Origin of the sequence: Actibacterium sp. EMB200-NS6 (assembly GCF_001305615.1) — a bacterium.
GTDB classification, from domain to species: domain Bacteria; phylum Pseudomonadota; class Alphaproteobacteria; order Rhodobacterales; family Rhodobacteraceae; genus Actibacterium_A; species Actibacterium_A naphthalenivorans.
The window spans coordinates 913,512-934,063 of record NZ_CP010869.1; the positions used below are offsets into that span (position 1 = coordinate 913,512).

Genomic DNA, 20,552 nt, shown 5'->3' on the forward strand with positions numbered 1-20,552 from the left:
CTAGTCTCCCGCCGCGCGGCCCTTGAGGGCGATGATGCCCTTTGGCCGGAACTGGATGAAGATGATGATGAAGATGATCATGTAGGTCTGCGCGGCGAGAGTGTTGGAGGGGTTCATCCACTCGATCCCTTTTTGCAGGAAGCCGATCAGCGCCGCCCCCAGAAGGGTGCCCCAGATATTGCCGACCCCGCCCACGACCACGGTCATGAAGCTTTGCACGATATAGTCGCTGCCCAGTTCCGACGTGACCTTGGCGTAAAGCCCGATCGCCACGCCCGCGATCCCGGCGATGCCCGAGCCGAGCCCGAAGGTCAGCATGTTCACCCGGTCGGGGTTGATCCCCATGCTGGCCGCCATGCGCGGGTTTTGCGTGACCGCGCGCATCTCCAGCCCCAGCCGGGTCTTGTTCAGCACGAACAGCAGCAGGAACAGGAAGATGATCCCGAGCACGAAGATCGCGATGCGGATGTAGCTGATCGACACCACATCGTTCAGCACCAGCGCCCCGTCCAGCCAGCCGGGGCTGGTCAGCGGGCGGGCCTGGGTGCCGAAGATGTTCTTGGCCAGTTGCTGCAGCGCGATGGAAATGCCGAAGGTCGCCAGCAGGGTTTCCAGCGGGCGGTTATAGAGCCAGCGGATCACCAGCCGCTCCATCGCCACGCCGGCGGCGAAGGTCACGGCAAAGGCCAGCGGCAGCGCCACGATGATGGACGCGGTATAGTTGGGCACGAATTGCTGCACCACATAGCCGGTATAGGCGCCCATCATGATGAACTCGCCATGTGCCATGTTGATCACGCCCATCACGCCGAAGGTGATGGCCAGCCCGATCGCGGCCAGGAAATAGATCGACGCCAGCGACAGCCCGTCGAGCGCCAGATCAAGGGCCTGGTTCACCCCGACGCGGGTCGAGACCGACGAAAGCGCCTCTTCGGCCGCGGCGGTGATGGCGGCGTCGGGTTCGTTATACTGATCGAAGAAGACATGCGCCCCCAGGGCCGCGTCGATCCCGTCCTCGGTGACGTCGGGCGGGGCAAGCCCCTGGTCGGCGAGGGCGGCATAGGCCCGTGCCCGCGCCTCGGCGGTGCCAAGGGTGTGGATGGGCATGCCCGCGACGGTGCCATCCGCGATATTGGCGATCAGCGCCTCTTTCTTTTGCGCCGCGGTGACCAGCGGCGGCGCCAGATCCGCCGCCACCAAAAGCGCGTAGGCCTCGCTTCGGGGCAGGGCGCTGCTGCCGGGTTTCAGAACGTTGGCGATGTTCACGCCCTCGGGCAGCGCGGGCGCGGCCTTGCGCGTGGTGGCCAGCAGCGGGTTCAGCGCGGCGCGGGCGTCGACGCCCAGGTCGGTGGAAAAGCTTTCGATGGCGGCCACGCGCAGGGCGCTGTCATCGTCATAGGCAATGGTCAGCAACCGTTCCAGCCGCTGTTTGCGGGCCAGAAGCCCGGAGTCGTTCTCGCCCTCGATCGAGGCGCGCAGCGCCTCCAGATGCGAGGCTTCGGGGCCGCGTTCGATGGCGGTCAGCCCCTCGGCGCGCTTGGCCGGATCGGGGTCTGTCAGCTGAAACCGCACAAGCGCCGTGGCGATCACGCTGCGCACGCCGCTGTTGGGCTTGAGCTGGCTGACCAGCTTCTTGTCATACTCGCCGACCGCTTCGCCGGTGGCGATGTCGATCAGGCGATAGGTGTTCCCGTCCACTGCTTCGGCGAAAAAGAACAGCCCGTCCTCGTCGCGCTGCCACAGCTCTTTTTCCCGCCATCTGGCAAGAACCTCGCGGGTTTCGGGAAGGCCCGAGGCCAGCAGCGCCCCGATCACGTCATCTATGGTCTTGCGCGAGGCCTTTTCGACCGCCGCGCGGTTTTCCTGAAGAAGATCCTGAATGGGGCTTTGCGCCTGAACGGCAAACGCGGCCAGAAACCAGAACAATGCCGCGCGGAGCCCGATGAGAAATATGCGTGTCATTCCTGCCCAAACCGGAGGGGGCGCGTGGCCCCCTCCTTCTTGTCGTCGTGAAAGTCCAAGCCCATGAGGCGGCTCAGTAGTTCGACTTGATCTGCACGCAGGTCTCGGTCTCGGTGTTGTACATGCCGCAGCCAAGACCCGGCCAGTCTGCCTCCAGAACCGCAGATTCCGGCAGGTAATCGGTCCAGGCATCACCCGGCACTTCTTCGGTCTGGCTGATGATGTCGAACTGGCCGTCGGCCTGGATTTCACCGATCAGAACCGGCTTGGTCAGGTGGTGGTTCGGCAGCATCGTGGCGGTGCCCCCGGTCAGGTTCGGCACTTGCAGGCCATACATCGCCTCGCGCACCGCATCGACATCGGCGGTGCCGGCTTTCTCAACGGCCTGAACCCACATGTCGAAGCCGATGACATGGGCCTCCATCGGGTCGTTGGTCACGCGATCTTCGCCCATCCGGGCTTTCCATGCGGCCACGAACTCTTCGTTGACGGGCGCATCGGCGGACTGGAAGTAGTTCCAGGCTGCCAGGTGGCCGACAAGGTTGGAGGTGTCGAGGCCGGAAAGCTCTTCCTCACCCACCGAGAACGCAACGACGGGGATGTCGTCGGCCGAGATGCCGGCGGCGGCCAGCTCCTTGTAAAAGCCGATGTTGGCGTCGCCGTTGATGGTGGAAATCACGCCCACCTTCTTGCCGTCGGCGCCAAGCGCGACAACGTCAGCCACGATCTTGGACCAGTCGGAATGACCGAAGGGTGTGTAGTTGACGAAGATATCTTCGGCCGCAATGCCCTTGTCCTTGAGATAGGCTTCGAGGATCTTGTTGGTTGTGCGCGGATAGACGTAATCGGTGCCCAGCAGCGCGAATTTCTCGACCCCCAGTTCCTCGAGGAAGTAATCGGTGGCGGGGATTGCCTGCTGGTTGGGGGCGGCGCCGGTGTAGAACACGTTCTTGGAGCTTTCCTCGCCCTCATACTGAACCGGGTAGAACAGCAGGCCGTTCAGTTCTTCGAGCACCGGCAGGATCGCCTTGCGGCTGGACGAGGTCCAGCAGCCGAAGATCACGTCCACGCCTTCGTTGCTGATCAGCTCGCGGGTTTTTTCGGCGAAGAGCGGCCAGTCGGATGCCGGGTCGACGACCACCGGCACGATCTCTTCACCCAGCAATCCGCCCTTGGCGTTCTGCTGCTCGATGAGCATCAGCATGGTGTCTTTCAGCGTCGTTTCGGAAATGGCCATCGTTCCTGACAGCGAATGCAGAATGCCGACCTTGATCTCGGCCTGCGCCGCGCCAGCGAACACAGCCGTAAGAACGGCGGCGGAAAGAATTTTTTTCATCATGAGCAGATAGTCCCTGTTACGTCCCGTGGAGCGAGACGCCCCACCGGCGCAAAGCGTTGATAATTTTTGCTGTTGGTGTCTCCTGCAAAAAATGAACAGGACCGGTGAGCAAAATGCACCGGTTCGGACAAAAAGGGTATTTGAGATGCGGGTTTTGCAACCGGGAGCGGATCGCGCGGCAATTGCGGATAAGCCCAACGCTTTGAAAGAAATGTGGATTTTTTATGGCGCTGGGCCAGGGTGACATAGCGTCACCCTGACCGCAGCGGTGCGGCATACTTTCGCAGTGGGCGGGGGCGCGTGCCGGCAAATGGGGGGGGCGGCCGGGGCTTGTTAATTAATTGCGCTGTTTGATTATTAAATGTGCAAATGCGTAATTTGTAGCAGCCGCGCGGAACCCGCGCGCAAGAAACCGGTTCCCCGAGTCGGCGGCCGGCCGGGAGGCTGGTTGGAGAGCCGTTCCCCCGGCGATCAGCCGGGCGTGATCTCATAGGGCGGCAGGCTGTCGATCGCTATTTTCAACGCATCGCCCCAGCCATGGGAAATCGTCTGGAAATAGGCGTCATCGCGTTCGACCCGGTGAATCTCTCCCGGTTGCAGGCTGCCGGTCTCGTAGATCTGAAAATCCAGCGGCAGGCCGACCGAGAGGTTGGCCTTGATCGTGCTGTCAAAGGACACGAGCAACAGTTTGATGGCGTCGGCAAAGCTCATGTCCGGGTCGAAGGCGCGCACCAGAATGGGGCGGCCGTACTTGGTTTCGCCGATCTGGAAAAACGGCGTGTCGGCAGAGGCTTCGATGAAATTGCCCTCGGGGTAGATCAGGAACAGCCGGGGCTCGCCCAGGCCGATCTGGCCGCCGACGATCATTGTGGCATTGAACGCCGCGTCGGCCCGCTGGCCGGATTCCGCATGTTCGGCGATCACCTCGCGCAGGGTTTCGCCAATCAGCCGGGCCACCTGAAACATCGACGGCTGTTCGAAGATCGACGGGTTCCGTTCGCCGTGCGCCTTGGTGCGCTCGTCCAGAAGGCTGATGACTGCCTGGGTGGTGGCCAGGTTTCCGGCCGTCAGCACGGTGATCACCCGTTCGCCCGGCACCGACCAGCACTGCATCTTGCGGAAGGTCGAAATATTGTCGACCCCGGCATTGGTACGGGTGTCGGACATGAAGACCAGTCCGGTATTGAGGCGAAGGCCAACACAATAGGTCATGAAACGCTCCTGTCCGCGGTGACCAACACCTATTGCTGCTGTACCTGGATGTCTACGTTCAAAGCTTCATGACCGCTATTGCCAATGCGTAGCCCGTGGATCGGCGCCGCCTCGCGATAGTCGAGCCCCGTGGCCACGCGCACATAGCGCTCATCGGGGGAAATGCCGTTCGAGACGTCGAAGCCGACCCAGCCGATATTCTCCACATGCGCTTCGGCCCAGGCATGACTGGCCTCCTGATGCACGCGGTCGTCCATCATCAGATAGCCCGACACATAACGGGCGGGAACGCCCATCGACCGCGCCGCGGCGATGAAAACATGGGCATGGTCCTGACACACGCCATGGCCGGCGGTCAGCGCATCTTCGGCTGTTGTTTTCGCATTGGTATGGCCGGGATCATATTCGACGGCCTCCAGCACATTGGCCGAAAGCTGATGCATCCGCGCGACCGGGTCTTCGATCTCGCTCAGCAGGCCCTTGGTCAGCTTGCGGGTCAGGTTGCCGGCGCGGGTCAGATCCGTGGAGTGGGCGAAATACCACAGCGGGGCGCAACCCGCGTGCTTGCCGCAGATGCCGGCCGTATCGAAGGTTTCGACCGTGCCCGAACAGGTGATGGAGATCTCGTGCCCGGCGCCGTCGAAGGAAATCAGCAGGACGCGGTTCATATGCTGATCTTCGAACTCCAGCTCGCGCTTGCCGCCCTCGATCTCGACGCTCCAGTTCACGACATGCTGCGCCGGGCGGTTCTTGGGGATCAGGCGCAGTTCCTGCAGGCCATAGGCCACGGGGTTTTCGTAGGTGTAGATCGTGCGGTGGGAAATCTGAAGGCGCATGCGGGCTCAGCCAATAAACCGGAAGTCTTTTTCAATCTGCGCGGCCAGGGCGGCATTGTCACCCAGGAATTCCGTCAGAAACTCGTGCAGCCCGGTTTCGAAGATGTCTTCGATATCGGTTTCCAGCAGTTTGCCGCGCAATGACCGCACCATATCGAGGCTGGCGTATTGATTTTCATACTGTTCCTGCAGATAGCCCAGATTGCCCGAAAGCTTTGACACGCAAAACGCCAGAGACCGGGGCATCCGCCTGTCACGGATCAGGAATTCGGCGATGCCGCGCGGCGTGATATCGGTGCCGTTCAGCCAGCGATAGGAACGCTGCCCCGCAACCGAGCGCAGGATGGTTTCCCATTGCACGTTGTCCAGTGACGATCCGATCTGGCTGACCGACGGCAGCAGCACATAGTACTTCACGTCCAGAATGCGCGCGGTGTTGTCGGCGCGTTCCAGAAAGGTGCCGATGCGGGCGAAATCGAAAATGTCATTGCGCAGCATGGTGCCGTGAAGCGCGCCGCGCACCAGTGCGCTCTGGCGCCGGATCAGCCCCAGAATGCCGGGCAGGTCGGCCTCGCGCACCGGGCGGCGCAGCGCCTCTTTCAGGCTCATCCAGCTTTCGTTGACGGCCTCCCACACCTCGCGGGTCAGCGCGGTGCGCACCATGCGGGCGTTGTTGCGCGCGGCTTCGATCGCCGACATCACCGAAGAGGGGTTTGTCTTGTCGCGCAGCAGAAAGTCGATCACCGCCGCGCCGTCGAAATCGTCATGCCGCGCGAGATAATCATGCCGCACGCTCGCGGTTTCCAGCACCGAGGCCCATTCGTCTTTCGCCGAGTCGGGGCGGGTCAGCGCGATCCGGAACCCGGCTTCGATCAGGCGGGCCGTGTTTTCGGAACGCTCCAGATAACGGAACATCCAGAAAAGCCCGCCGGCAGTCCTGCCCAGCATCCTCTTATCCCCCCAGCACCCATGTGTCTTTCGTTCCGCCGCCCTGGCTCGAGTTAACCACGAGCGAGCCTTTCTTCAGCGCAACCCGTGTCAGCCCGCCCGGCGTGATGTCAATCCGGTCGGGCGAGACCAGCACATAGGGGCGCAGATCCACATGGCGCGGGGCAAGCCCCTCCTTGGCGAGGATCGGAACGGTGGAAAGCGCCAGCGTGGGCTGGGCGATATAGTTTGACGGCTTGGCCTCCAGCTTGGCCCGGAACGCCGCGATTTCCTTTTTCGATGCGGCCGGCCCCACCAGCATGCCGTAACCGCCAGAGCCGTGAACCTCTTTCACCACCAGCTCTTCGAGATTGTCGAGCACGTAGGAAAGCGCCCCCGGCTCTGAGCAGCGCCAGGTGGGCACGTTTTGCAGAATCGCCTTTTCCCCGGTGTAAAACTCCACGATATCAGGCATGTAGCTATAGATTGCCTTGTCGTCGGCAATGCCCGTGCCCGGCGCGTTGGCGATGGTGATGCCGCCCGCGCGATAGACATCCATGATCCCCGGCACACCCAGAAGGCTGTCCGGGTTGAAGGTCAGCGGATCGAGAAATTCATCATCGACGCGGCGGTAGATAACGTCGATCGGGGTATAGCCCTGCGTCGTGCGCATGGCGATGCGCCCGTCGACTACGCGCAGGTCGCTGCCCTCGACCAGTTCGGCACCCATATGGTCGGCCAGAAAGGAATGTTCGAAATAGGCGGAGTTGTGGATGCCCGGCGTCAGCACCGCCACGTTCGGCCCGCCGTTGGCCATCGTCGGGGCGCAGGCCGCAAGCGAGCGGCGCAGGCGCGTGGGATAGTTGGAGACCTCCTGCACCTTGATCCTGCTGAACAGCTCGGGAAACATCTGAAGCATGGTTTCGCGATTTTCGAGCATGTAGGACACGCCCGAAGGGGTGCGGGCATTATCCTCCAGCACGAAGAAATCATCTTCGCCTGTGCGCACCAGATCGACGCCGACGATATGGGTATAGACGCCGCCCGGCGGGCTGACGCCGATCATCTCTGGCAGGAACGCGTCATTCTGGGCGATCAGCTCGGCCGGAACACGGCCCGCGCGCAGAATCTCTTGCCGGTGGTAGATGTCATAGAGAAACGCATTGATCGCCCGGACACGCTGTTCGATGCCCTTTGTCAGTTTGCTCCATTCATGTTCCGAAATGATGCGCGGCACGATGTCGAACGGAATCAGCCGTTCGTCGGCCTCGGCCTGGCCGTAGACGTTGAAGGTAATGCCGGTACGGCGGAAAAAAGTCTCCGCCTCACGCGATTTTTTCTGCAGCCGCCGCAAGTCCTCGTTCGAGAACCATCCGAAATAATCTTCATAGGGGCGGCGGGGGGTGCCGTCGGGGTTCTGAAGCTCGTCAAAAAAGCGTGTGTTTTCGTTCATGGGATCAGGTTAAGAAATTGCGAAGCGGCTGCAACAGCTTGCCGTTGATCAACCGGAAACTCCCACCGATTTGGTGATGAACAGATAGGTGAATGCCTATTTTTTGGGCGCTCACTGGTCCAGCCAGATCGTGACCGGGCCGTCATTGGTCAGGCTCACCGCCATGTCCGCGCCAAAGCGGCCGGTTTGCGTTTCGATGCCAAGCGCGCGCATCTGTTCGGCGAAATGCAGATACAGCGCTTTGCCGGCCTCGGGCGCCGCCGCGGCGGAAAATCCGGGGCGATTGCCGCGGGACGTGTCGGCGGCCAGCGTGAACTGGCTGACCACCAGCGTGGCGCCGCCGGTATCCAGAAGGCTGCGATTCATCTTGCCCGCCTCGTCGCGGAAAATGCGCAGCTTCGCGATCTTGGCGGCAAGCTGTTCGGCCTGCGCCGTGGTATCGCCCGCCATCGCGCAGACCAGAATCACAAGGCCCGGCCCGATCTGCCCGATCACCGTGCCCTCGACCTGAACCGACGCTGCGCTGACCCGCTGTATCAGGGCCCTCATGCCAGATCCTCTGCCATGGGCGGGTTGGCGCCGGCCCGCGAAACCGTGACCGCCGCCGCCCGGAGGCCAAGCGCCAGCGCCGTCGCCATCGCGTCCTTGCCGATCCCCGCGAGCGCGGATTTGTTCAGCCGGCCTTCGGCGTGCAGCGCGGCCAGAACGCCGGCGTTGAACGTGTCGCCGGCCCCGATCGTATCCACGACCTCGGCCCGTGGCGCGGGCAGGAACAGCTCTTCCCCGGCGCCCAGAACACGGGCGCCGCGCGCGCCCTCGGTGATGAACACCAGGCTGGGGCCCCTGGCCAGCAACCCGTGCGCGAGATCGGAAACATCGCCATCGCCTTCGATCCAGCGCAGATCGGCGTCGGACAGTTTCACGATATCGGCCAGCGCGAACAGCCGGCCCAGCCGGGCGCGATAGGTGGCCTCGTCCGCGATATGGGCGGGCCGGATATTCGGGTCGATCATCGTGACGCGCGCGGCGGATTCCCGGGCCATCAGGGTTTCATAGGCCGCGCCACAGGGCTCTGTCATCAAGGAGAGGCCGCCGAAAAACAGGGCATCCACATTGTCGGGCAGGGCGGGCAGATCCGCCGTCGACAACAGCCGCCCGGCGGTGTTTTCATCATGGAACGAATAGCGCGCTTCGCCGTTTTCTAGCTGTACGAAGGCCAGTGTGGTCGGGCTGTCGCAGGTCTGGGCAAGGCCCGTGTCCACGCCGGCGGCGCCAAGCGCGTCGCGCAGCATCCCGCCGAACATGTCCGACGACAGGCGAGAAAAGAACCCGGTGGGCACACCGAGACGCGCCAGCGCGATGGCCGTGTTGAACACCGCCCCGCCGGGGTTGGGCACAAAGGCCCGCTCGCGCGCCATCGTCCGGCGCGGTAGCATGTCGATCAGCGCTTCGCCGCAGCACAGGATCATGAGCGACTCCTTTCGGGTTTGCGGGTCTTCTGCATAGCGGCGCGGGCACGGCGGTGCAAAAGGGGGCGGCGGAAATTGACCGGCGTCAGTGACCGGACATCGGGGTTGTTACATGAGTCTGCTATTCACAACATTGGGAAAAGGAGGCCCGAGATGGTGGAAAAAACACATACGACAGGGCTTTGGCCGTCGCTCTACGATCCGTTCCGCAGCGTGGGCGCGCGGGTGGCCGACTGGTTCGCGCCGGCATCCGAAGCCTCGGTTCGCGACGAAGGCTATCGCATCGCGCTGGAGCTGCCGGGCGTGGCGGAAAAGGATATCTCCGTCACCGTTGAAGATGGCGTTCTGACGGTGAAGGGCGAAAAACGATCCGAGAGCGAGCAAAGCGGCGACAGCTGGTATTTCAGCGAGCGCCAGTACGGATCATTCTCGCGCAGTTTCCGCCTGCCGCCCGAGGCCGACCCCGGCCTTGTCAGCGCCGCGCTGAAGGATGGTGTGCTGACGCTTTCGGTCGGGCGGAAAGATCCGACCCGGGGGCGCGGCGCCACGGAGATTCCGATCTCGTCGGGCTGAGCCGGCTATTGCTGGTTCATTGCCGCCAGATAACCAATGATGCCGGCGACGATCGCGCCCAGCACGACGGCCAGCGCGATTTTCCAGGCCGACCAGGGGCGTTCCCCCTGAACCCGGCCGGTCTGGCCGTTGACGACGAAGCGATAGGTCTTGCCGCGATATTTATACGCGGCAAGCCAGACCGGCAGCAGGATGTGCTTGAAGGTTACGTCCGACACTCTGGTATCCAGCGCGTGAATGCGCTGCGCGTCACCGCCGATGTCGAATTTCACGTCCCGTTCGATGGCCCGGTCCATATGCGCGCGGGCCTCGTCGAAGCCCTGGGCCAGTTCGACGGAATAGCCTTCCGCCCGGAACCCGGCGAGGTATTCGGGCCGGTAGGGCTCCAGCGCCGACAGATCCCAGGGCTCCAGCGCGTCGGTAAAGCGTTTGGGCAGCGAGCGGGAGGCCAGAACCAGCACATCGTCGAAGAACCGCGCCACCCGGCCCGACACCGGGCGCCAGCGGATTTTCTGAACCCGGACCGTTTCACGCTTGCCATCGCGCATCACCGTGCGGGTTTCATAATAGACCGTGCCGCGTTCGCCCCGGTAGGCGGATTTCGTGTCGGCGTCGAAGGTCCAGTAGGGCACGTAGATGCCCTGCATCTTCCGCCCCTTGCGCGCATAATCCTGCAAGCCGTTGGGCGCGAACCACAGCCGCCCGAGCCAATCGGTCATCGCCTTGCGCGCGGTGGATTCGTCGAGCGCGAAGGGCAGGGCGCCGCGCGGCTTGATATGGCGGTGGAGGCCGGTATCGGTGACCACGGGGGTGGCGCAGAACGGGCATTCGGCGGCGTGGGTGTTCGCGTCGAACTCGACCTGGGCGCCGCAGTTCGTGCAACTCAGGACGCGGGTTTCCTCGATCTCGGCGTCGGGCAGCCGCGCCTTCAGCGCGGCGTGGAAATCCAGCTCGCGGATCACGGCGGCGCGGGGGGCGGGGCTGTTGACCGGCACCGTGTTGCCGCAGTGATCACAGACCAGCTTTGCCGCCGCCGGATCGAACCGGAGGTCGGCCCCGCACTGATCGCAGGGAAAGCGGTGTTCCGATTGTGCCGGTCGTTCGGACAAGAGTTTCACGCCTCCGGCGGGGATATTTGAGGAAAGATGAAACGGGTGGTCAGGCTGCGGGCGGCGGCGGCGGTGGCAGGATGGTGAAGAGCTGTGCCAGCTCGGCCACGTCCTCGGCCCGCATCCAGCCGTCCTGGCCCGGTGTCCAGACATAGGTTTGGCGCGTCAGCCCGCCTTCTGTGGTCATCCGGCCCAGATCGGCCTTGGAATAGGGCCCCCTGGTTTCCCCGTTTTCGGCGATGTGCCAGACATGTTCGACCGGCGGCGGGGGCGGTGCGGCCGGGGCGGTTTGCGCGGGGCGCGCGCCCCAGGGGCCCGGTTGCGCCATCTGGCCGGCGGCCGCCATGCCAAGGCCGATGCCGAGCCCGGCGCCCATGCCGCCGCCGCCCGAGGGGTTGCGCGCGGCGGCTGTCATCGCCTCGGCCGCCGAATACTGGGTGAACTTGCCCAGATCGCCCGCCAGCCCCATCGAGGTGCGTTTGTCGAGCGCCTCTTCCACCGCGGGGGGGAGTGAGATGTTCTCGATGTAGAGTTCGGGCATCGACAGGCCGTAATCTTCGAGCGTGCCGGAGATCTGCGCGGCGACCAGCTTGCCCAGATCGGCGGTGTTGGCGGCCATGTCGAGCACCGGGATGCCGGAGGCGGCGATCACGCGGGAAAATTCCTGCACGATGATGTTGCGGATCTGAAAGCTGATCTCGTCCATGGTGAATTCGCCGTCGGTGCCGACGATTTCGATCAGGAATTTCGCCGGATCGGAGACGCGTACCGAATAGGTGCCGTAGGCGCGCAGGCGGGTGGGGCCGAATTCGGGGTCGCGCAGCATGATCGGGTTCTTGGTGCCCCATTTGAGATCGTTGAACCGGGTCGTGTTGACGTAGTAGATTTCGGATTTGAAGGGCGATTTGAACCCGTGATCCCAGTGCTGCAGCGTGGTGAGCACCGGCATGTTGTTGGTTTCGAGCATATAGAGGCCGGGGGTGAACACATCGGCGATCTGGCCTTCGTGCACGAACACCGCCGCCTGGCCTTCGCGCACCGTCAGTTTGGCGCCGTATTTGATTTCATGGCCTTCGCGCTCGAACCGCCAGACCATCGTGTCGCGGCTGTCATCGGTCCAGTGGATGACGTCAATGAATTCGCCGGAGAGGAAATCGAAAATACCCATATCTGTGTCCTCGGGGTTGGGGCCCGCCGCGACCCGCGCGGCCGGAATTTCGGAGACCACGGTGCCGCGGCGGCGCCGTGGGGGATGTTCAACTCTCGCCTCCCAGCAGCTCTGCCGCGATCTGGCGCAGGATGGGGCGGGCCTCTGCGACCTGCATGCCGGGGCGCAGGCGCGGGTCGTAGAGCATTTTCAGGAGCAGCTCGTCATGGTTCGTCAGCAGCGCGAATTCCTCGTCGTCGTTGAAGATCGAGGGGCGCGCGGCGGGGCTGTCATTGGCCAGGCCAAGGCCCTGGGCGAGTTCTTCGTGGATGCATGACAGGCGCAGCAGGTCGGGGTGTTCGCCCCGGATCACGGCAACCGCGCGGGAATAGTTCGACGCATTGCCGCGGGAAAAGGCGAAGACCAGGCAGAGCGTCGAGCGGGGCATGCCGGTGATGGTGCGCACGGCGGTTTCGTCGATGCCCGGCGCGAGCCGGCGCAGCTGCGGGGCGTAGGCGCGCCTTTCATCCTCGTTCAGAACCAGCACGTGGAAATTCGCGGCCTCGGGGCTGGTCACGCCGATCGGCAGGCCGCTGACGCGTGACAGGCGGGCGGCATAGGCGGCGATGTCTTTGCGGTCTTGATTGCGCTGCGCCTCGGAGATGCTGGCACCGAAGGTGATGCCCAGGCGGACAGGCTCTTCCCAGCGGCGCAGGCGGCTTTCGGTGGTTTGGGCGACGAGGGCGCCGTTCCGGGCGACATATTCGTCATAAAGCGCGATCTGCACGAAGTTTTCCACAAGCTGCCTTTGGGAAAACGGCACGTCGGGGCCGCCGCCATCGCTGCGCAGCAGCCCCCGCGCCAGAAGATCCGACTGAACCCGGGCGAAATGCGCTGCCGTCGCCTGGCTGACCTCGGACGGCTCGGTGGGCACCGCGACGGGCGTGCTCGGGCGTTCCGGCGGGGCGGTGGCCGGCACCGGCACGGCCGTCTCGCAGGAGGCGAGGCCGAGGCCGGCGATCAGGGCCAGCGCCAGTCTGGTAAGGGGGGCTTTGATGACTGCCTCCCGTTCTCAGACGCCGGGCACGGCCGTGGCGGCCGTGTCACCCACACCATCGTGGCGGGCTTTGGCGGCGGCCAGCGTATCGCGCAGCTCGGCTTCCATCTTCTTGAGGTCTTCCTCGGCGGCGGCGCGCTTGGCCTTGCCCTCATCGGCGATCTGCAGGCTTTCCTGGATCGTGGCGATCAGCGTCGCGTTGGCCGATTTCACCGCTTCGATATCGAACACGCCGCGCTCCATCTCTTCGCGCACCACGCGGTTGGCCTGTTGCAGGTTTTCGGCATTGGCGGTCAGCAGCTCGTTGGTCAGGTCGGCCGCGCCGCGCACCGCCTCGGCGGCCTCCTTGGAGCGCTGGATCGTCACCGCCTGCGCAAGCTGGGTTTCCCACAGCGGCACGGTGTTGACGAGCGTCGAGTTGATCTTGGTGACCAGCGATTTGTCGTTTTCCTGCACCAGCCGGATCGAGGGCAGCGACTGCATCGTGACCTGGCGAGTCAGTTTCAGGTCATGCACCCGGCGTTCCAGATCGTCGCGCGCGGCGCGCAGGTCGCGCAATTCCTGCGCCACGATCACCTGATCCCCCTCGGGGGTGGCGGCGACCTCTTTTTCCTTGGCGGGGATGACGGTGCCGTCCAGCTCTTTCAGCTTCTCTTCGCCGGCGGCGATGTAGAGCGCCAGCTCGTCGTAGAAATCGAGCGTCTTTTCATAGAGGTTATCAAGCGACTTGATGTCTTTCAGCAGCTTGTGCTCATGGGTCAGCAGGTTGTCGGTGATCTTGTCGATCTGGCCCTGAACCGTTTCGAAATTCGCCAGAAACTTGGCGAAGGGGGCGGAACGGCCCAGAAGTTTTTCCCACCAGCTGCGTTCGCGCCGCACGTCCAGCTCGGACACTGAAAAGCCGCGGATGGTGGTGACGATGTTGCGCAGGCTGTCGCCGGCCGGGCCGACATCCTTGTTGCGCACATCGGCCAGCATCGCCTGGCTGATCTGCTGCAATTCCGCCTGCGCGGCCGAGCCGAAGGCGATGATCGAATTGGTGTTGCCCATGTCGATCTCGCCCATGCGTTTGCGGATCTCTTCGGCCACGGGCGCTTCGGCGGTTTCCAGCGGCACGATCTCGCCCACGGGTTCGGGCAGGATCACGGCGGTCAGCTTTTCCACTTCGGCCAGATCCTGGGCGGCTTTCTCACGAACATTCTGTGACATCGGAACTTTCCCTTTTTCTCTTGCGGGGCGCCTAGGAGCGTACCCCTTCGCGCTGTAGCCGTTCGCGCAGCACTTCGATTTCAACATCCAGGTCCGAACGGTCATCCAGCAACAGGCTGTTGGTCCGGGCCGCGAAATTCTGTTCAAGATCGGTCAGCAGCGCCTCGTAATCGGCGCGGACGCCGGCATCGCGGGTGCGGCTGTAGATATCGGCGAACTTGGCCGTCGCATCGCGCGCGCCCAGCAGGTAGACGCCCAGATATTTGCGCGCGGCGGTCAGATCGCGCGGGTCTTGCTCGACGGTGCGGAACATTTCGCGCGCGGTGGCCTGAAACGCGTCGACGCGGGCCTCGAGCTTGCGGTCGCCGGCGCGCAGGATGGCGTCTTTCATCGCGGCCAGGTGTTTCTCGGCCTCGTCCACGGCATGGGCGACGCGATCCTGCTGAAATGTATCGACCCCTTCCATGCCCTTGTCCGACAGCGGATCGAGGCCGAAGGCAAAGCTGTGCAGCACCGTGCCCAGTACCGCGAAGATCACCGGATTCAGCAGCCCGGCCTCGGGTGCGAAGCCGGCCAGAAACAGCCCTGCGCCGGTCAGCACCGAGGCAAAGATCTTGCGCGGGATGGCGGGGCGGCGGGCGACGCGGCGCGCCTCATAGGCTTCTTGGGCCTTCAGCCCTTCGCGGGTCAGCCAGGCGGCCAGGATCAGCACGCCGAAGGCCGCCAGATCGAGCGCCAGGCCCACGGGTTCGGATGCGAAGGCGGAAAACAGCAGCGGGAAGGGCGCGATGAACAGGAAATTCACCCGCCCGCCCGCGCGGGTGCGGGTCTTGCCGTGAAACGGGTTCTTCGGGGGCGGCGCATCCTTGGGGCCGCCGGTGCCCTGGGGGCTGAATTTCCCACCATAACGCTGTGCCATCACGTGCCTCCGCCGGCCGAGACGTAGAAGATCAGCGCCACCAGAAGGAAAAAGGCGATCTTTTGCAGCCCCGTGTCCGACATCCTGCCCCCGTTATCTGCACCGCACCGCTTATATAGGCGATGCAAAGGTTACGTGAAAGCGCGCGCTGCGCGTTACGACTTGAAGCTTTGCTCGGCCCGGCGTTCCGCGGCGAGTTTGCGCGAATAGCCCGATTGCAGGATTTCGACGGCGAAAAGTACCAAAACCGCGAAGTAGAAAGTGGTTTTCGACATCGGGATCAGCGGATAGCCGAAGATCTTGAGCTGCAGCGCATCGTCGTGCATCGCGTGGGCCGCGGCCGGGCCGGCCTCGCCCAGCAGCACCACGCCGACAATCAGCAGGACGAACAGGCCCAGCACCTCGTACATCCGGTTTTTCTGGATGAAGGTGGTGACGCCATCGGCCAGAAGAACCATCGCCGCGCCCGAAGCCAGGATCGCGGTGGCCAGTACCGGGAAAACATCGGTGATGGCCAGTGCCGACAGGATCGAATCGAAGCTGAACACCAGGTTCATGGTCACGATCAGGGCAATCACCTGAAGGCCCGATTTCCCCGGCTTGCCCTCCACGTCATGCTCCAGATGCTCGACCGACAGCATATGCGAGATTTCCTTGACCGCCGTGTAGATGATGAAGATGCCGCCGAGGATGAACACGACCGTGGCGAAATTCACGCCGCCTTCCAGCACGCCGGTCCAGTTCATCACGAAGAAAGGGGCCGACAGGCTGTCGATCAGCCGGATCATCACCAACAGCAGCACGACCCGCAGCGCCACGGCGATGATGATGCCCCAGAACCGCACCGCCCTTTGCTGCGCCACCGGCGCGCGCTGGCTTTCGATGCTGATGTACAGCAGGTTGTCGAAGCCAAGAACGGCCTGCAGGAAACACAGCATCAGCAGGTTTCCCAGGTTCTCGATCGTAAGCAGGTCTGCCATCCGCCGGCGCTCCCATCCGTGTTTCGTCTCGGGGCAGCAAGCCATAGTGCGTGACCTACGGCAAGGTGCCTTCGCTTATCGTTTTCCCCGTGGCTTGCGGGCAACGCGGGGCTTGGGCGTGGCCGCGGGCTTGAAATCCTTGTCCAGCCCAAGCTGGTCGCGCAGCACGCGCGGGCGGATTTCCTCGACCGCGCCTTCCTTGAGTTCGCCGAGCTGGAACGGGCCATAGCTGACGCGCAGCAGCCGGTTCACCACAAGGCCCACAGCCTCCATCGCGCGGCGGATCTCGCGGTTGCGGCCTTCGCGGATGCCGATGGTCAGCCAGGCGTTGGCGCCCTGCTGGCGGTCCAGTGACACATCCATGGGCTGAAACCGCTCGCCGTCGATGGTGATGCCCTTGCGCAGCGGCTCGAGCATCGTGTCATCGGGCCGGCCCTTGACCCGCACCCGGTATTTGCGCAGCCATCCGGTCGAGGGAAGCTCCAGCCGCCGCTTGATCTCTCCGTCGTTGGTCAGCAGCAGCAGACCTTCGGAATTCAGATCGAGCCGGCCCACAGACATGACGCGAGGCATGTCTTCGGGCAGGGCGTCGAACACGGTCGGGCGGCCTTTTTCATCGCGCGCGCTGGTCACCAGCCCGGCGGGTTTGTGGTAGAGCCACAGGCGCGGCGGCTCGGGCGCGGCCAGCGGCTTGGCGTCCACGGTGATCTTGTCGGCGGGGGTGACGTTGAGTGCGGGGCTGTCAATGGTCTTGCCGTTGACGGAGACGCGACCGGCCTCGATCATCCGTTCAGCCTCGCGCCGCGAGGCGACGCCGGCACGGGCCAGAACCTTGGCGATACGCTCGCCCGGAGGGGGGGTGGTGTTCATACTGCCCCTTTACGCGGTTGCGCGGCGAAGCGAAAGCGCCTTGCGCGGGCCCGGCCGGGCAGGGCATGACGGGGCGATGAGCCCGTTCACCAGCCATATGCAGGCCGCCCTGGCCGAGGCCCGCGCCGCCGCCGCGCGGGGCGAAGTGCCGGTGGGTGCCGTGATCGTCGGCCCCAACGGGCGGATCGTGGCGCGGGCGGGCAACCGGACGCGTGAGCTGAACGATCCCACCGCCCATGCCGAAATCCTCGCGCTGCGGGCGGCCTGTGCCGCTGCGGGCTCCGAACGACTGCCGGGGCATGATCTTTACGTGACGCTGGAACCCTGCCCGATGTGCGCCTCGGCCATCAGCCAGGCCCGCATCGCGCGGCTGTATTATGGCGCGGCCGATCCGAAATCGGGCGGGGTGGCGCATGGGCCGCGGGTGTTCGACCACCCGCAAAGCCATCATGTGCCGCAGGTCTATGACGGCATCGGCGCGGCCGAGGCCGAGGCGCTGCTGAAAGCCTTCTTCGCCCCGCGCCGGTAGGCGCCCGTCAATAGGTGCGATAGGCCTGCCGGATCAGCGCGGCCAGATCGTCTGTCACCTTGCCGCCGGTAACATCCGAGACATAAAGGTTGATCTGCTTCGTCGGCAGCTCGGGCAGGGCGCCGCCATGCTGGATACGCTCGACATAGGGCGGCTCGCTGCCCTCGATCACCGTATGAACCGCCAGATCGGCGCTGACCGAGGCTTCGATCGTGCGGGTGGAATTGCTTTCCACCGCCATTTCCCAGGGGATGCCGGCGCGGTCCAGCGCCGACTGGACAGAGCCGCGGAAGATACAGCTGTTTTCATAGGCCAGCCGCAGCGGCCGCGATTTCCACGCCTGACCGCCAGGCGCGCCGATCCAGATCAGCGGCAGTTCGGTCAGGGTTTCGCCGCCGGCATCGGCCTCGTCTTCCGTTGTCAGGATGACATCAACCTCGCCCCGCGCGAACTGTTCCTTCAGGCGCCGGGTGAAGGATGACAAAAGCTGCACCTTCACGCGCGGATATTCGGTGTTGAACCGCTGCAGCACCTGCGGGATCGCCGGATAGACGATGTCATGGGGCACGCCCAGGATGACCTCGCCCTCGAATTCCTGCGCGGTCAGGCGGGCGTAGACCTCATCATTCAGGTCGAGCATGCGCCGGGCATAGCCCAGCAACTGCTCGCCCGTGGCGGTCAGCGCGATCTTGCGGGCGGTACGGTCCAGCAGTGTCAGCCCCAGCGCCTCTTCCAGACGCTTGAGCTGCATCGAGACGGCCGATTGGGTCAGGTTCAGAAACCCCGCCGCCCGCGTCACGCCCCCTGCTTCGGCGACGGCAACGAAGGAGCGCAGGGCGGTCATGTCCAGGTTTCGCGGCATATCACATTTCCTGATGGGTTGGATAACAATCATTCGTTTGAAGAATGTATCGCGCTCTGCCAAATATCAAGCATGATTATGGAAACGTGACGATGGTTCACAATTAAAGAAGAGTAACAGCTATGACCCAAGCAGCACCGCATTATGGCTCTGCCTTTGCCAAAAAAGGGCGCATTTCGATCCTTTCGCGTGTTTTTCATGCGGCGGGAGTGGCGCAACAGCGCCGTCGGCTTGCCAATCTGGACGACGCGCAGCTGCGCGACATCGGCCTGACCCGCGCCGAGGCGCTGGCCGAATCGCGCCGCCCGGCATGGGACGCGCCCACCGCGTGGAAATGCTGATCCGGATTTAATCGGAACAACTGTCCGGTTTCCGGGCGGAAACTCTTGAAAACAGGGCCGTGCTCGCCGATATTCCCGGTGAGGGCGGTCCTTTTCGTTGGTGCCGCCAGAAAAGTTACGCATTGGAGGCATCTTATGGCTGACTACAACACGATCCGTACGGGCCAGGCGGGTGTCCGCACCGCACAGGTCGACGAAGGGCTTCGCGCCCATATGAACAAGGTCTACGGCACGATGTCCGTGGGCATGCTGATGACGGCGGCGGTGGCCTGGGCGGTGGGGTCGAATGACGCGCTGCTGAGCATCTTCCGTGATCCGATCACGCTGCAGCCCAACATCCTGGGCTGGATCACCATGTTCCTGCCGCTGATCATGGTGTTCGCCTTCGGCGCCGCGATCAACCGGCTGTCGGCCGCCGGCGCGCAACTGTTCTTCTACGTTTACGCCGCCGCCATGGGTCTGTCGCTGAGCTATATTTTCGCGGTCTTCACCGGCTATTCGATCGCGCAGACCTTCCTTGTAACGGCGATTTCCTTCGCGGGGCTGTCGCTTTGGGGGTACACCACCAAGAAGGACATCTCCGGCTGGGGGTCGTTCCTGATCATGGGTGTGATCGGCCTGCTGGTCGCCTCGATCGTGAACATCTTCCTCGGATCGCCGGCGATCATGTTCGCGATCTCGCTTCTTGGGGTTCTGATCTTCGCGGGCCTGACCGCCTATGACACCCAGAAGATCAAGACCGACTATCTGCAACACGCCCATGCGATGGATGGCGAATGGCTCGAGAAATCGGCGATCATGGGGGCGCTGAACCTCTATCTCGATTTCATCAACCTGTTCATGTTCCTGCTGTCGTTCATGGGCAACCGCGAGTAAGCCAGACGACATGTGAATGCGAAAGGGCCGGCCATTGCGCCGGCCTTTTTTGTTCCGGCACGCAAGGAGGCGCGGAAAATGCTGCTTGAAGGATCCTGCCATTGTGGCGCTGTCCGCTTCACGGTTGAAGCCCGCCATCCCTATCCGTTCAACCTTTGCTACTGCTCGATCTGCCGCAAGACGGCGGGCGGCGGCGGGTTCGCGATCAATCTGGGGGCCTCGGCCGAGACGCTGACGCTCGAGGGCGGCGCGCATGTCCGCAGCTATCACGCCAGGTTGCACGAGGATGAAAGCGGCGAGGTGACGTATAGCGAGGGGGAGCGCAAGTTCTGCGGCCTGTGCGGATCGGCGCTCTGGGTCTGGGATCCGCGCTGGCCCGAGCTGCTGCATCCGCATGCCTCGGCCATCGACACGCCGCTGCCCGTGCCCCCCGAGCGCACGCATCTGATGCTCGGCAGCAAGGCGCCCTGGGTGGAGCCCTGCATTGGCCCCTCTGATCGGAGCTTCGAGGGATACCCGGACGAAAGCCTCGCCGCCTGGCACCAGCGCCTTGGGCTGGAACGCTGAGCCGCGCCACCGCCGCCCTCAGGGCCAAAGCCCGAAAACAAAAGGCCGCGCAGATCGCGCGGCCTTTCGGAACCTTAGGCGGGCAGGATCTTACTTGATCTTGCCTTCCTTGTACTCGACGTGCTTGCGCACGACCGGGTCGTATTTGTTCACCGTCATCTTCTCGGTCATCGTGCGGGCATTCTTCTTGGTCACGTAGAAGTGGCCGGTGCCCGCGGTCGAGTTCAGGCGGATCTTGATTGTGGTAGGTTTCGCCATGTTGCTTCTCCGTCGAGCGGGCCGCATATGCTGCCCGTCAAAAATCCTTGAAGCCCG

Annotated in this window: 22 protein-coding genes; 5 read left to right on the forward strand and 17 right to left on the reverse strand. The window is 63.8% G+C overall.

Annotation, left to right across the window (positions count from 1 at the left end; translation table 11 throughout):
- From urtB to TQ29_RS04595, 8 genes are all read right to left on the reverse strand, one after another.
- Entirely contained in the window at positions 1-1,962 is a 1,962-nt protein-coding gene (gene urtB / locus TQ29_RS04560) for an urea ABC transporter permease subunit UrtB (protein ID WP_054538199.1), read from the reverse strand.
- A 73-nt stretch (positions 1,963-2,035) separates the two neighbouring features.
- On the reverse strand, positions 2,036-3,298 hold the full coding sequence (gene urtA, locus TQ29_RS04565) for an urea ABC transporter substrate-binding protein (RefSeq protein WP_369817420.1): 1,263 nt from the start codon (positions 3,296-3,298) through the stop codon (positions 2,036-2,038).
- Between the two features lie 474 nt (positions 3,299-3,772).
- Complete coding sequence (locus TQ29_RS04570; protein ID WP_054538201.1) at positions 3,773-4,513, reverse strand: proteasome-type protease; 741 nt, start codon at positions 4,511-4,513, stop codon at positions 3,773-3,775.
- Positions 4,514-4,542: 29 nt separating this feature from the next.
- On the reverse strand, positions 4,543-5,349 hold the full coding sequence (locus TQ29_RS04575) for a transglutaminase family protein (RefSeq protein ID WP_054538202.1): 807 nt from the start codon (positions 5,347-5,349) through the stop codon (positions 4,543-4,545).
- A 6-nt stretch (positions 5,350-5,355) separates the two neighbouring features.
- A complete protein-coding gene (locus TQ29_RS04580) occupies positions 5,356-6,297 on the reverse strand; it encodes an alpha-E domain-containing protein (protein ID WP_037205865.1) in 942 nt (313 codons plus the stop codon).
- Between the two features lie 4 nt (positions 6,298-6,301).
- Positions 6,302-7,729: a circularly permuted type 2 ATP-grasp protein gene (locus TQ29_RS04585; protein ID WP_054538203.1), complete on the reverse strand. Its 1,428-nt coding sequence runs from the start codon at positions 7,727-7,729 to the stop codon at positions 6,302-6,304.
- 111 nt (positions 7,730-7,840) lie between these two features.
- Positions 7,841-8,278 (reverse strand): D-aminoacyl-tRNA deacylase, encoded by a 438-nt coding sequence (dtd, locus tag TQ29_RS04590; RefSeq protein WP_054538204.1) that lies wholly within the window; start codon positions 8,276-8,278, stop codon positions 7,841-7,843.
- Positions 8,275-9,198 carry a carbohydrate kinase gene (locus TQ29_RS04595; RefSeq protein WP_054538205.1) on the reverse strand — a complete coding sequence of 308 codons (924 nt, stop codon included), beginning with the start codon at positions 9,196-9,198 and terminating at the stop codon, positions 8,275-8,277. The genes dtd and TQ29_RS04595 overlap by 4 nt, the downstream gene beginning before the upstream one ends.
- Positions 9,199-9,351: 153 nt before the next feature.
- On the opposite strand from TQ29_RS04595, the gene TQ29_RS04600 reads away from it, so the two are divergent.
- Positions 9,352-9,771 carry an Hsp20/alpha crystallin family protein gene (locus tag TQ29_RS04600; protein ID WP_054538206.1) on the forward strand — a complete coding sequence of 140 codons (420 nt, stop codon included), beginning with the start codon at positions 9,352-9,354 and terminating at the stop codon, positions 9,769-9,771.
- 5 nt (positions 9,772-9,776) lie between these two features.
- Here the strand turns inward: TQ29_RS04600 and TQ29_RS04605 are convergent, their stop codons facing one another.
- From TQ29_RS04605 to TQ29_RS04635, 7 genes are all read right to left on the reverse strand, one after another.
- Positions 9,777-10,889, reverse strand: coding sequence for a primosomal protein N' (replication factor Y) - superfamily II helicase (locus TQ29_RS04605; protein WP_369817368.1), 1,113 nt, complete (start codon positions 10,887-10,889; stop codon positions 9,777-9,779).
- A gap of 40 nt (positions 10,890-10,929) precedes the next feature.
- Entirely contained in the window at positions 10,930-12,048 is a 1,119-nt protein-coding gene (locus tag TQ29_RS04610) for an SPFH domain-containing protein (protein ID WP_054540324.1), read from the reverse strand.
- An 88-nt stretch (positions 12,049-12,136) separates the two neighbouring features.
- Positions 12,137-13,012, reverse strand: coding sequence for a DUF2927 domain-containing protein (locus tag TQ29_RS04615; RefSeq protein WP_255353385.1), 876 nt, complete (start codon positions 13,010-13,012; stop codon positions 12,137-12,139).
- Between the two features lie 87 nt (positions 13,013-13,099).
- Entirely contained in the window at positions 13,100-14,293 is a 1,194-nt protein-coding gene (locus tag TQ29_RS04620) for a toxic anion resistance protein (RefSeq protein WP_054538209.1), read from the reverse strand.
- A 31-nt stretch (positions 14,294-14,324) separates the two neighbouring features.
- Positions 14,325-15,212: a 5-bromo-4-chloroindolyl phosphate hydrolysis family protein gene (locus TQ29_RS04625; protein WP_054538210.1), complete on the reverse strand. Its 888-nt coding sequence runs from the start codon at positions 15,210-15,212 to the stop codon at positions 14,325-14,327.
- 155 nt (positions 15,213-15,367) lie between these two features.
- On the reverse strand, positions 15,368-16,192 hold the full coding sequence (locus TQ29_RS04630; RefSeq protein WP_054538211.1) for a TerC family protein: 825 nt from the start codon (positions 16,190-16,192) through the stop codon (positions 15,368-15,370).
- A 75-nt stretch (positions 16,193-16,267) separates the two neighbouring features.
- On the reverse strand, positions 16,268-17,062 hold the full coding sequence (locus tag TQ29_RS04635; RefSeq protein WP_054538212.1) for a pseudouridine synthase: 795 nt from the start codon (positions 17,060-17,062) through the stop codon (positions 16,268-16,270).
- A gap of 76 nt (positions 17,063-17,138) precedes the next feature.
- On the opposite strand from TQ29_RS04635, the gene TQ29_RS04640 reads away from it, so the two are divergent.
- Positions 17,139-17,591: a nucleoside deaminase gene (locus TQ29_RS04640; protein ID WP_054538213.1), complete on the forward strand. Its 453-nt coding sequence runs from the start codon at positions 17,139-17,141 to the stop codon at positions 17,589-17,591.
- A 7-nt stretch (positions 17,592-17,598) separates the two neighbouring features.
- Here the strand turns inward: TQ29_RS04640 and TQ29_RS04645 are convergent, their stop codons facing one another.
- The gene (locus TQ29_RS04645) at positions 17,599-18,453 is read right to left on the reverse strand and encodes a LysR family transcriptional regulator (protein WP_054538214.1); all 855 of its coding nucleotides are present in this window, start codon (positions 18,451-18,453) and stop codon (positions 17,599-17,601) included.
- Positions 18,454-18,575: 122 nt separating this feature from the next.
- Between TQ29_RS04645 and TQ29_RS04650 the strand changes: the two genes are divergently transcribed.
- From TQ29_RS04650 to TQ29_RS04660, 3 genes are all read left to right on the forward strand, one after another.
- Positions 18,576-18,794 (forward strand): DUF1127 domain-containing protein, encoded by a 219-nt coding sequence (locus tag TQ29_RS04650; RefSeq protein WP_037205927.1) that lies wholly within the window; start codon positions 18,576-18,578, stop codon positions 18,792-18,794.
- A 135-nt stretch (positions 18,795-18,929) separates the two neighbouring features.
- Positions 18,930-19,670: a Bax inhibitor-1/YccA family protein gene (locus TQ29_RS04655; RefSeq protein WP_054538215.1), complete on the forward strand. Its 741-nt coding sequence runs from the start codon at positions 18,930-18,932 to the stop codon at positions 19,668-19,670.
- Between the two features lie 78 nt (positions 19,671-19,748).
- Positions 19,749-20,237, forward strand: a complete 489-nt coding sequence (locus TQ29_RS04660) for a GFA family protein (protein ID WP_054540325.1) — start codon at positions 19,749-19,751, stop codon at positions 20,235-20,237.
- A 90-nt stretch (positions 20,238-20,327) separates the two neighbouring features.
- Here the strand turns inward: TQ29_RS04660 and rpmG are convergent, their stop codons facing one another.
- On the reverse strand, positions 20,328-20,495 hold the full coding sequence (gene rpmG, locus TQ29_RS04665; protein ID WP_011750518.1) for a 50S ribosomal protein L33: 168 nt from the start codon (positions 20,493-20,495) through the stop codon (positions 20,328-20,330).
- Between the last annotated feature and the right edge of the window lie 57 nt (positions 20,496-20,552).